The organism is Streptomyces sp. HSG2, assembly GCF_016598575.1.
GTDB lineage: Bacteria > Actinomycetota > Actinomycetes > Streptomycetales > Streptomycetaceae > Streptomyces.
Window position 1 is genome coordinate 4,315,895 of sequence record NZ_CP066801.1, and the last position, 11,390, is coordinate 4,327,284.

11 protein-coding genes are annotated in these 11,390 nt (G+C 73.1%); 1 reads left to right on the top strand and 10 read right to left on the bottom strand.

Translation table 11 applies throughout. The features are described from left to right. Positions 1 to 29: 29 nt before the first annotated feature. From thpD to ectA, 4 genes are all read right to left on the bottom strand, one after another. Positions 30 to 920: an ectoine hydroxylase gene (gene thpD, locus JEK78_RS18660; RefSeq protein ID WP_200261182.1), complete on the bottom strand. Its 891-nt coding sequence runs from the start codon at positions 918 to 920 to the stop codon at positions 30 to 32. Between the two features lie 5 nt (positions 921 to 925). Then, complete coding sequence (locus JEK78_RS18665) at positions 926 to 1,324, bottom strand: ectoine synthase (RefSeq protein WP_200261184.1); 399 nt, start codon at positions 1,322 to 1,324, stop codon at positions 926 to 928. Between the two features lie 64 nt (positions 1,325 to 1,388). Then, complete coding sequence (gene ectB, locus JEK78_RS18670; protein WP_200261186.1) at positions 1,389 to 2,660, bottom strand: diaminobutyrate--2-oxoglutarate transaminase; 1,272 nt, start codon at positions 2,658 to 2,660, stop codon at positions 1,389 to 1,391. Between the two features lie 86 nt (positions 2,661 to 2,746). Then, positions 2,747 to 3,259, bottom strand: coding sequence for a diaminobutyrate acetyltransferase (gene ectA, locus JEK78_RS18675; protein WP_200261188.1), 513 nt, complete (start codon positions 3,257 to 3,259; stop codon positions 2,747 to 2,749). Positions 3,260 to 3,754: 495 nt separating this feature from the next. Here ectA and JEK78_RS18680 point away from each other — a divergent pair, with 495 nt between their 5' ends. After that, positions 3,755 to 4,846 carry an amidohydrolase family protein gene (locus JEK78_RS18680; RefSeq protein ID WP_200261190.1) on the top strand — a complete coding sequence of 364 codons (1,092 nt, stop codon included), beginning with the start codon at positions 3,755 to 3,757 and terminating at the stop codon, positions 4,844 to 4,846. Positions 4,847 to 5,012: 166 nt separating this feature from the next. Here the strand turns inward: JEK78_RS18680 and cobC are convergent, their stop codons facing one another. The 6 genes from cobC to cobM are packed head-to-tail and all read right to left on the bottom strand — an operon-like array spanning position 5,013 to position 11,318. Next, complete coding sequence (gene cobC / locus JEK78_RS18685) at positions 5,013 to 6,089, bottom strand: Rv2231c family pyridoxal phosphate-dependent protein CobC (protein WP_200261192.1); 1,077 nt, start codon at positions 6,087 to 6,089, stop codon at positions 5,013 to 5,015. Then, a complete protein-coding gene (locus JEK78_RS18690) occupies positions 6,079 to 6,984 on the bottom strand; it encodes a sirohydrochlorin chelatase (RefSeq protein ID WP_200261194.1) in 906 nt (301 codons plus the stop codon). Before JEK78_RS18690 ends, cobC begins: the two co-directional genes overlap by 11 nt. Beyond that, the gene (locus JEK78_RS18695) at positions 6,981 to 7,577 is read right to left on the bottom strand and encodes a precorrin-8X methylmutase (protein ID WP_200261195.1); all 597 of its coding nucleotides are present in this window, start codon (positions 7,575 to 7,577) and stop codon (positions 6,981 to 6,983) included. The genes JEK78_RS18690 and JEK78_RS18695 overlap by 4 nt, the downstream gene beginning before the upstream one ends. After that, on the bottom strand, positions 7,574 to 9,271 hold the full coding sequence (gene cobJ, locus JEK78_RS18700; protein ID WP_200261197.1) for a precorrin-3B C(17)-methyltransferase: 1,698 nt from the start codon (positions 9,269 to 9,271) through the stop codon (positions 7,574 to 7,576). The genes JEK78_RS18695 and cobJ overlap by 4 nt, the downstream gene beginning before the upstream one ends. Next, complete coding sequence (gene cbiE, locus JEK78_RS18705) at positions 9,268 to 10,503, bottom strand: precorrin-6y C5,15-methyltransferase (decarboxylating) subunit CbiE (RefSeq protein ID WP_200261199.1); 1,236 nt, start codon at positions 10,501 to 10,503, stop codon at positions 9,268 to 9,270. Before cbiE ends, cobJ begins: the two co-directional genes overlap by 4 nt. After that, the gene (gene cobM / locus JEK78_RS18710) at positions 10,500 to 11,318 is read right to left on the bottom strand and encodes a precorrin-4 C(11)-methyltransferase (protein WP_200261201.1); all 819 of its coding nucleotides are present in this window, start codon (positions 11,316 to 11,318) and stop codon (positions 10,500 to 10,502) included. The genes cbiE and cobM overlap by 4 nt, the downstream gene beginning before the upstream one ends. Positions 11,319 to 11,390: the final 72 nt, after the last annotated feature.

The following is an 11,390-nucleotide window of genomic DNA, read 5'->3' on the forward strand; positions in this document are numbered from 1 at the left end:
CCGACCCGCCGGTCGTCGTGACCGGCCCGCTAGCGCACCGGGGTGAAGTCCCGCGCGCCGATGAACTCGGGTCGGCGGACGGGAGCGGCGAAGGGCTCGACCGCGGTGTTCTCCACGCTGTTGAACACGATGAAGACGTTGCTGCGGGGGAACGGCGTGATGTTGTCGCCGGACCCGTGCATGCAGTTGCAGTCGAACCAGGTCGCCGAGCCCGGCTTGCCGGTGAAGAGCCGGATGCCGTGCTCGCTCGCCATCTCGGTCAGCGCCTCGTCGGAGGGCGTGCCCGCGTCCTGCATCCGCAACGACTTCTTGTAGTTGTCCTCGGGTGTCGCGCCGGCGCACCCGAGGAACGTCTTGTGCGAGCCCGGCATGATCATGAGCCCGCCGTTGGTGTCGTGGTTCTCCGTCAGGGCGATGGAGACCGAGACGGTGCGCATCCGGGGGAGCCCGTCCTCGGCGTGCCAGGTCTCGAAGTCCGAGTGCCAGTAGAAACCACTGGCCCCGAAGCCGGGCTTGACGTTGATCCTGGACTGATGCACGTAGACGTCCGAGCCGAGGATCTGCCGTGCTCGCCCCACCACCCTCTCGTCGCGCACCAGTTTCGCGAACACCTCGCTGATCCGGTGCACCTCGAAGACGGAACGGATCTCCTTGGAGCGCGGCTCCACGATCGAGCGCTCGTCGGCCCGGGTCGTGGGGTCGGTGACGAGCCGGTTCAGCTCGTCGTGGTAGACGGCGACCTCGTCATCGGTGATCAACTGATCGATGGCGAGGAAGCCGTCGCGCTCGAAGGACCGAAGGTCGCCGGGCGCGATCGGCCCGGGCGCGTCGGGCGCGCCCCAGACGACCGGGTCCTGCCGGGGCGTGGTCACCTCTGAGGTGCCACGGCTGGGGTAGAGATCGGTGACGGTCGCGGTCACGGTCCTCACACCTCCTCGGTGAGCAGAGGGTAGACGCCGTTCTCGTCGTGGTCCTCCCGTCCGGTGACGGGCGGGTTGAACACGCAGATGCAGCGGAAGTCCTGTTTCACACGGAGGGTGTGCCTCTCGTGTCCGTCCAGGAGGTACATGGTGCCGGGGGTGATGGTGTACGACCGGCCGGTCTCCCGGTCGGTCAACTCGGCTTCGCCCTCCACGCAGACGACGGCCTCGACGTGGTTCGCGTACCACATCGACGTCTCGGTCCCCGCGTACAGGACGGTCTCGTGGAGGGAGAAGCCGACCTTCTCCTTGGCGAGGACGATCCGCTTGCTCTCCCACGTGCCGGACGCTGACTTCACGTGCCGGTCGGTGCCTTCGATGTCCTTGAACGAACGGACGATCACGGTGTTGCGATGCCTCCTCGGTGAGTGGTGCGTTGCGGAACCGGCGGGCGGGGGCCCGCCGGGATCAGGCGGTCTCGCGCACGGCGCGGGCGAGGACCTTGAGGCCCTCGTCCAGCTCGTCGGGGGTGATGGTCAGGGCCGGGAGCAGCTTGACGACCTCGCTCTCCGGACCCGAGGTCTCGATCAGGAGCCCCAGCTCGAACGCGCGCTTGGCGATCTTCCCGGCGCGCTCCTTGTCGTGGAACTCCAAGCCGCGGACGAGACCGCGACCCCGGTACTCCTTGACGTCGGCGAGATTCTCCTCGGTGATGGCGATCAGGTGCTGCTCGACCTGCTCGCCGCGTGCGCGGGTCTGCTTCTCCATCGCCGACCCGTCGGCCCAGTAGGTCTCCAGCGTGGCGGTGGCGGTCACGAAGGCCGGGTTGTTGCCGCGGAAGGTGCCGTTGTGCTCGCCCGGCTCCCAGACGTCCAGTTCGGGCTTGAACAGCGTCAGCGACATCGGCAGTCCGTAGCCGCTGATCGACTTGGACACGGTGACGATGTCCGGCGTGATGCCGGCCTCCTCGAAGGAGAAGAACGCCCCGGTACGACCGCAGCCCATCTGGATGTCGTCGACGATGAGCAGCATGTCCTGGCGCGCGCACAGGTCGGCCAGGGCCCGCAGCCACTCGACCCGGGCCACGTTGATGCCGCCCTCGCCCTGCACCGTCTCGACGATCACGGCGGCCGGCTTGTTCAGGCCGGAGCCCTGGTCCTCCAGGAGTCGCTCGAACCAGAGGAAGTCCTCGACGGTGCCGTCGAAGTAGTTGTCGAACGGCATCGGCGTGCCGTGGACCAGGGGGATGCCGGCGCCGGCCCGCTTGAAGGCGTTGCCGGTCACCGCGAGCGAGCCCAGCGACATGCCGTGGAAGGCGTTGGTGAAGGAGACGATGGCCTCGCGCCCCTTGACCTTGCGCGCCAGCTTCAGCGCGGACTCCACGGCGTTGGTGCCCGTCGGGCCGGGGAACATGACCTTGTACGGAAGGTCGCGGGGGCGCAGGACGAGGTTCTGGAACGTCTCCAGGAAGCGCCGCTTCGCGGTCGTGGACATGTCCAGACCGTGAGTGACGCCGTCCCGCTCCAGGTAGTCGATCAGCGCCCGTTTCAGCACCGGGTTGTTGTGGCCGTAGTTGAGGGACCCGGCTCCCGCGAAGAAGTCGAGGTACTCGTGGCCGTCCTCGTCGTACATGCGGCTGCCGTGTGCGCGGTCGAAGACTGTGGGCCAGCCACGGCAGTAGCTGCGCACCTCGGACTCCAGGGTCTCGAAGACGCTCAGGTCGGGCTGGGTGATGGTCACGACGAATCGCTCCTCGTTGCGTGAGGTTCGGTGAGTGGGAGGTCGTTGGGGCCGGGAGCCGGGTCGGCGGCGTCACCGGCGTGGTCTCAGGCGACGCGGCGCAGCGGGCCGATGCGGTACAGCACCTCGGGGTCGTGCGGGGCGTCGGGGAAAAGACCGGTGTCGAAGAGCACCTCGCGCTCCAGGGGGGCGTCGTGACGCTCGGCGAAGGCGGTGAAGAGTCGTTCGGACGGGGCGTTGCCGGGAGAGATGGTGGTCTCCACCGTCAGCGGCGCCCGGCCGGCGGCGACGCGGGCGACGAGTCCGTCGAGCAGGGAGGCCGCGAGCCCACGCCCACGGTACGCCTCGTCCACCGCGACCTGCCACACGAGCAAGGTGTCCGGCCGCTCCGGGCGGAGGTAGCCGGTCATGAATCCCACCGGCGCGCCCCGCTCGTCACGGGCCACCGCCGACGTGGCGGCGAAGTCCCGGCACCACAGCAGGTAGCTGTAGGACGAGTTGAGGTCGAGGGTCTTGGAATCCCTGGCTATCCGCCACAGCGCGGCGCCGTCCGCCACCTTCGGACGATCGATTTGTAGGTCTGCTTGCGCGGCAGTCATGCAAATTGAATTTACCCAGAGAGAATGGAAATTGCATCGCCGGAAGGGGTTACGGATGAGCGAAGGATGTGGTATCGCGCGAGCGCGACCCGGAGCCGGGAGCCTCGCTGTTTTGGGTGGGTTCATGCGGGATTTTCGGGGCGAATCGGTCGGGACGTGGAACGGGTCACAATCGCGTAACCTAGTTGAAGCGTGTCCGAAATGAGTCTTTCGTGATCTTTGAATTTTGAGTGTTTAGCCTCCGGGAAAGCGGGCAGAAGAATACGGGAAGCTACGTTCGGGCGATTTTCCTAAATGTGTTTGATCGTGTAACGGTGATTGCCGTGAATTCGGGTCGCGGAAACGCGGTGGGAGGCGTCGTGCGTCGGACGGCGCGAGCCGACCGGAGGCGGACGGCCCCCTTCCGCGGAGGCCGCCGTTCCCCTCGGGTCCGGGCTCCCCGCCCGCCCGCACCAGTGGGGTGGGCCGGTGGCGGCCCGGGGCTAGGGTGCGGGCATGAGCGATGACGTGGTGCTGCACGTGAAGGGGAGGGTGCTCGTCGGACCGGAGGACGTGCGCGACGATCTCTGGGTGGTCGGCGGTCGCGTCTCCTTCGAGCGCCCCCGTGCCGGCGACGACGTGCGCACGGTCGAGGGATGGGCGCTGCCCGGGCTCGTCGACGCCCACTGCCATGTGGGACTCGACCGACACGGCGCGGTCCCGGCGGACGTCGCCGAGAAGCAGGCGCTCGCCGACCGTGACGCCGGCACGCTGCTGATCCGCGACGCCGGCTCTCCCTCGGACACGCGGTGGATCGACGACCGCGCGGACCTCCCCGAGATCATCAGAGCCGGCCGGCACATCGCCCGGACCCGCCGGTACATCCGCGGATACGCGTGGGAGATCGAGCCCGAGGACCTCACCGGACAGGTGGCCCGCGAGGCCCGTCGCGGCGACGGCTGGGTCAAGCTCGTCGGCGACTGGATCGATCGCGATCTCGGCGACCTCTCCGCCTGCTGGCCCCGCGCGGCCCTCGACGCCGCCATCGCCGAGGCGCACCGTCTGGGAGCCCGCGTCACCGCCCACTGCTTCGCCGAGGACTCCCTCCGGGACCTTGTCGAGGCGGGTATCGACTGCGTCGAGCACGCCACCGGGCTGACCTCCGAGACCATCCCGCTCTTCGTCGAACACGACGTGGCCATCGTGCCCACGCTGGTCAACATCGCCACCTTCCCCACGCTCGCCGCCGGCGGCGAGGCCAGGTTCCCGCGTTGGTCGGCCCATATGCGCAGGCTGCACGCCCGACGCCACGACACCGTCCGTGACGCCTATGACGCCGGGGTCCGCGTCTACGTCGGGACCGACGCGGGCGGCTCGCTCCCCCACGGGCTCGTCGCGGACGAGGTGGCGGAGTTGGTCGCGGCCGGTCTGCCACCCGTCGAGGCGCTGTCGGCGACGACCTGGGCGGCTCGGGAATGGCTGGGGCGCCCCGGACTCACCGAAGGGGCCGCCGCGGACCTGGTGGTGTACGACACCGATCCGCGCGCCGACCTCCGCGTCCTGGCCGCCCCCCGCCGGGTGGTGCTGAACGGCCGAATCGTCGGATAGAGCCGCGGGCGGGGACCTGAGGGGCGGTATCGGGGCCCGGACCTTCGCGAGCCCGTCGCGACCCCCGGCCCGAGCGCGCGATCTCGCGGAGCGCGCCACGGGGCCGCCGAGGGGCCCGGGGCGCGTTGTCCCCGCCCGGCGCGGTTCGGCCGGGGTCCGCTCGGGTTCAGGCCGTTTCGAAGTCCGTCAGGACCGTGCGCAGCGCGAGCGCCAGGGCGTCGGTGACGTCGCCGCCCCGCACCGCCACGCGCAGCCATTCCGGGCCCAGCCCGGGGAAGGTGTCCCCGCGACGCACCGCGAATCCGCGGGCGCGCAGCCGGCGACGGACGTCCGCGCCCCGGTCCAGCCGGAGCAGGACGAACGGTGCCTCGGCGGGCGCCACCACCCGCAGGCCCTCCGGCGCGAACTCCTCCAGCGCGGCGACGAGCCGGGCGCGGTCGACGGCGGTCCGTCGGGCGGCGCGCTCCGCCTCCGCCAGGGCCTCCGGTCTCACGCACGCCTCCGCCGCGACCAGAGCGGGGGTGGACACCGGCCACAGCGGTTGCGCGCCCGCCAGCTCCGCCACGATCTCGGGCGCGGCCAGCAGATAGCCGACGCGAAGTCCGGCCAACCCCCACGTCTTGGTCAGGCTCCGCAGGACCACGAGTCCGGGGACGTCGGTCCGGCCCGCGAGGGATTCTCGCTCGCCGGGCACCGCGTCCATGAACGCCTCGTCCACGACGACGGTCCGCCCGGGCCGGGCCAGGGACGCCACCACGTCGGCCGGATGCAGCACCGAGGTCGGGTTCGTCGGGTTGCCCAGCACCACCAGGTCCGCGTCGGGCGGCACGGAGGCGGGGTCCAGCCGGAACCCGTGCTCCGCACGGAGGAGCACCCGCTCCACGCCGTGCCCGGCGGCCCGCAGTGCCACCTCCGGCTCGGTGAACTGGGGGTGCACCACGACCGGCCGGCGAAACCTCGGCACCCGGGCCAGCAGGACGAAGGCCTCCGCCGCCCCCGAGGTCAACAGGACCCGCTCCGGGGGAAGCCCGTGTCGCGCGGCCACCGCCGCGCGGGCGGCCCGGTCGTCCGGATAGGCGGCGAGCGCGCCGAGCGAGGCGGCGACGCGTTCCCGGAGCCACCCCGGAGGTGTGCCCGCGCGGACGTTCACCGCCAGGTCGACCAGGCTCGCCCCGTCGTCCCGGACCTCGGCGTCCCCGTGGTGAGCGAGGTCCGGGGCCTGATCCCGCCCCTCAGTGCGCATGAGAAGGCACGCCGTGCCCGTGCCCGTGATGGTGTCCGTCGTCGTCCGGGTGGAAGTGGGGGCGCTGCGGCATCCCCACCTTGTCCTCGAAGCCCGGCAGGGCGATCCGGTAGACGCAGCTGTCGCAGTTCATCCGCAGGTCGCCGGCGACGGCCTCCTCGTACCGCTCCCACACCAGGTCGAGGAGTTCGGGTTCCGGGCCGATGACGTCCGCCGAGCGGACCTCGATCCCGGTCCGCTCGGCGGCCCACTCGCCGGTCTGCCGCCTCACCCGCTCCGGGAGGATCCCGGTGAACAGGAAGTAGGGCAGTACCACGATCCGACGGGCGCCGAGCCGGGCGCACCTCTCCAGCCCCCCGGGCACGTCCGGCTCCGCCAGCGAGACGAACGCCGTCTCCACTCCCGCGTATCCGCGTCCCTCCCACAGCAGTCGGGCGGCCTTGTGCACCTCGGCGTTGGCGTCCGGATCGGTGGAACCGCGCCCCACCAGCAGCACGGTGGTCTCGGCACGGTCCCAGGAGGGGTCGGCCGCCTCCGCGATCCGCCGCTCCAGGACGCGCAGCAGCGCGGGGTGCGGACCGAGGGGGCGCCCGTAGGCGTAAGAGATCCCCGGGTGGCGGTCGCGCTCACGCGAGAGCGCCGCGGGGATGTCGCCCTTGGCGTGCCCGGCGGACACCAGCATCAACGGCACGGCGGCGAAGCGGCGGACCCCGCGCTCGACCAGCTCGGCCACGGCGTCGCCGAGCGGCGGCGGGGACAGCTCGATGAAGCCGCCGGCGACGGGCAGTTCGGGATGGCGGCGTCCCAACTCCTCGACGAAGCGCCGGAACGCGTCGGCGCCGGCCTCGTCCCGGGTGCCGTGGCCGGCGATGAGCAGGGCGGGCGAAGCGGTCACGGATTCTCCTCGGACGACGTGACGGACAGGGGGTGGTAGAGCAGGGCGTTGAGAGCGGCGGCGGCCACCGCCGACCCGCCCTTCTCGGACACGTTGCTGACGGCGGGCAGCCCGCTCTCGCGGAGCGCCGCCTTCGATTCGGCCGCTCCGACGAAGCCGACGGGCAGTCCGACGACCAGGGCGGGCGCGGCGTCCAGCCGCAGTAGCTCCTCGAGGGCCGTCGGGGCGCAGCCGATCACCCACAGGGCGCCGGGGCCGACCTCCTCGTGGGCGAGTCGGACGGCGTGGGCCGAGCGGGTCAGGCCGGGTGCGGCACGGGCCCGACCGAGGCGGCACACCGTCTCCCGGCGGGTGATGCCGGCGGCGACCATCTCCACGTCCACCACGACCGGAGCGCCGGCGTGCAGCGCCGCGTGCGCCTTCACCAGCGTGCGCTCGTCCAGGACGAGGTCGTCGGCGTAGGCCGGATCGGCCGTCGCGTGGATGACGCGCTCGACCACGGCCCGGGTCAGCGGAGCCAGGCCGGAGGTGTCCAACCGGGCGCGCAGCCTGCGGAAGGACTCCACCTCGATCGGATGCACCACCCGGTTCATCGCGTCACCTCCGGCCGCTGCCAGCGGTAGCCGCGCGGCGTCACCATCCGGCCCGCGATCTCGCGGGTGGCGGAGTTGCCGACGGTCACCACCGTCAGCATGTCCACCACGGTCGGGTCGACCTCGGCCAGCGTCGTCAGCAGGCTGCTCTCGTCCGCGCGCGAGGCGTTGCGCACGACACCGACGGGCGTGGTCGGCGCCCGGTGCGCGGCGAGGACGGCCAGGGCCCTGGTCAGATGCCGGTCCCGGCCTCGGCTGCGCGGATTGTAGAAGGTCACCACGAGGTCGGACTCGGCCGCCGCCCGTACCCGGCGCTCGATGACCTCCCACGGCGTGTGCAGGTCGGACAGGCTCACGGAGACGTGATCGTGTCCGAGCGGGGCCCCCAGGACGGCGCTCGCCGCCAGTGCGGCCGTCACGCCGGGCACCCCCACCACGTCGATGTCGTCGCCGGCCTCGGCCAGCGCGGGCGACGCCATGGCGTACACCCCCGCGTCGCCGCTGCCGATCAGCGCGACGGCGTGACCGCGCCGGGCCTCGGAGACGGCGGCCCGCGCCCGCTCCTCCTCGGCTCCCAGGCCCGACGCGAGGACCCGGGTGCCGGGACGCAGCAGGTCCCGGATCTGGTCCACGTACTGGTCGAGACCGACCAGCACCGACGCCCCGCGCAGTTCCGCGACCGCCCGAGGGGTCAGCAGGTCCCGGGCGCCCGGGCCGAGTCCCACCACCGCCAGCCGACCGCGTACCGGCCGGCGTGCCACGGCACAGGTCGCCCGGGCGGGAGATCCGTCGGCCCGCACCGACCGGCGCTTGGGCACCAGCAACTCGCCGCCGTCGACCAGCGCGGCGGCCTCCGCGACGGAGGGGGTGCCCACGGCGGCCAGCGGAGCCCGGGACGGGTTGGGCACCGCTACGCGCGCGAGGGTCTCGGCGGGGTGGGCGACCAGGGGAACCCCCATTCGCTCGGCCGCGGCGACGATCCCCGCCTCGTCGGCCTTGGCATCCACCGTCGCCAGCGCCGCGACGGACGCCGCCGCGAGACCCGCCTCCCGCAGGGCGGCCTCGACGAGCGCGGTGACCTCGTCCTCCGAAACCCCACGGGAGGCGCCGACGCCGACGACGAGGGACGGCGGACGGAGGACGACCTCCCGCGCGGTCGGCCGCACCAGGCGATCCGTCGACCTGATGGTGTACTCGCCCGCCTCGGCCACCGGCAGGGGCGGCAAGGGCCACGGCGTGTCCACCGCCAGCGCGACGGGCTCGCCGTCCAACAAGGCCCGGGACACCGCGGCGAGGTCTCCCTCGACGGGCAGCCCGAGCGTGTCCAGTCCCGGCAGGCCCGCCGCGTCGGTGGCCGTGGTGATCACGGGTTCGGCACCGAGCACCGCCCCCACCTCGCCCGCCAACGCGTTGGCGCCGCCGCCGTGTCCGCCGAGCAGCGACACCGCGAACCTCCCCGCCTCGTCCACACAGACCACGCCGGGATCGGAGCGCTTGTCCGAGAGCAGCGGCGCCACCATCCGCACCACGGCACCGGTGGCCAGGAAGCACACCAGCCCCTCGCACTCCGCGAACGCGGTCCGCACCGCGCCGGCGACGTCGCCCTTGTACACGCGGGTCCGGTCCGGCCAGGCGGCGGCCAACCGGTCCCGCGCCGCGGTGCCCGCGGCGGTGGCGGAAATCAGGCCGATCACGCGGCGACTCCTTCTCTGGGGGAGCGGGGCCGGGAGCCCCACAACACGAACACGGGGTTGGCGGCCGCGAGTCGGGTCACCTCGCCGGGGAGCGGCGCCAACCGGGAGGACTGCAACAGCACCCCGTCGCACTCCCAACCGGCGTCGGACAGCGCCGCCCGCGCGGCGGGCACCCGGTCGAGAGCGGCCAGCCCCACGACGACCGCCCGGCGGGCCCGCCGGGCGCACTCGGCGACGACGGCCGGCAGATCCCGCCCGCCGCCCCCGACGAACACCGCGTCCGGGTCGTCCAGATCGGCCAGCGCCCGAGGAGCCGATCCGCGGACCACCCGCACGTCGACGCCGTGCGCGGCGGCGTTGGCACGCACGCGTTCGACGCCGTCCTCGGCGCGCTCCACGGCGACGGCGGCGGCACCGAGCCGCGCGCACTCCACGGCGACCGAACCCGAGCCCGCGCCGACGTCCCACACCAGGTCGCCCGGCCGGGGGCCGAGTCGGGCCAGCGCCAACGCCCGCACCTCGAACTTGGTGATCATCGAGTCGCGGTGGGCGAACGCGGACTCCTCCAGCGCCCATCCCGCCGGTCCAGGGCCGACCCCCGCGACACTCCTCGCCCGGCCGGACGACCGCGCCTCGTCCAGGCACAACACCACGCTCACCTCGGGCCCCCAGTCGCGGGCGGCGGCGCGCTCGGGCGTGGTCCGCTCCACCCGCTCACCGGCCGTGCCGAGCGCGGTCGCCACGATCAGCGTCCGGGCATGCCCGCGCAGCGCGGCGCCCAACTCCGCGGGGCCGGCGCCCGGTCCGGTGAGCACCGCCACCTTGGGGTGGGCCCGGCACAGGTTCACCGCCGTTCGGGGGTCGCGGCCGTGGGCGCTGGCGACGATCGCGTCGTCCCACGACAGCCCGAGCCGGGCGAAGGCGGCGGCGACGGACGACACTCCGGGGCTCACGTCGAGCGCCGTCGGGCCGAAACGTTCCGCCAGCGCTCGCGCGATGCCGAAGAACCCGGGGTCCCCGGAAGCCAGGACCACCACAGGGCGCCCCCGGGTCACGTACCGTCCGATGGTCTCCAGTGCCGGGGCCAACGGTCCGAGGACCAGGGTGCGCGCCCCCGCGGGCGGCCGTGCGGCGGCCAGGTGCCGCCGGGCGCCCACGACCAGGGCGGCGTCGCCGAGCGACTCCGACGCGGGGGGCGCGCCGTCGGCCCCCACGCCGACGACGCGGATCATCCGCTCGCCCCCCGTTCCCTCAGCTCCCGGCGGGCCCGCGGGTCGGCCCTGCGGTGTCCGTGGAAGTGACCCGGGTGGTACAGGTGGGACCGGGTGCCGTGGGCGGCCAGCGCCGGTCCGACCAGGAAGAGCGTGTGCTTCCACAGACGATGCTCCTTGACCGTCTCCTCCAGTGTGGCGACCGTGCACGTGACGACCAGTTCGTCGGGCCAGGTCGCCCGGTGCGCGACGACCACCGGCGTGTCGGTCGGGTAGCCGCCCTCCAGGAGTTCCCGCACCAGTTGACCGCTGCGAGCGGCGGAGAGGAAGACCGCCATCGTCGTCCCGTGCCGAGCGAACGCGCGGACCTCCTCGCCGGCGGGCATCGGCGTCTTGCCCCCGCCGAGCCGCGTCAGCACGACCGACTGGGCCACCTCGGGAATCGTCAACTCCCTTCCGGCCAGGGCGGCGACCGCGGAGAAGGCGGAGACACCGGGGACGATCTCGATGGGGACGCCGATCTCCGCGCACCGGTCCGCCTGCTCCTGGGTGCCGCCCCACAGCGCCGGATCGCCGGAGTGCACACGCGCGACCCGCAGCCCGCGCTCGCGCGCCCGGCGGTAGACGGCCACGACGTCCTCCAGGGACATCACGGCGGAGTCCAGGATCTCGGCGTCCTCGCGGGCGTGCTCCAGGACGTCCTCGTGGACCAGGCTCGCCGCCCAGATGACGATGTCGGCCTCGGCGATGGCCCGGGCCGCGCGGAAGGTCAGCAGGTCGGCGGCACCGGGGCCGGCGCCGACGAAGGTCACCTTGCCACCGGGGGTGTGGGCCATGCGTCGGGGTCCTCTCTCGGGGGTGGGATGTCGCGGGGAGGTCGGGGAGGGGTCCGCCGACGGCATCGACGC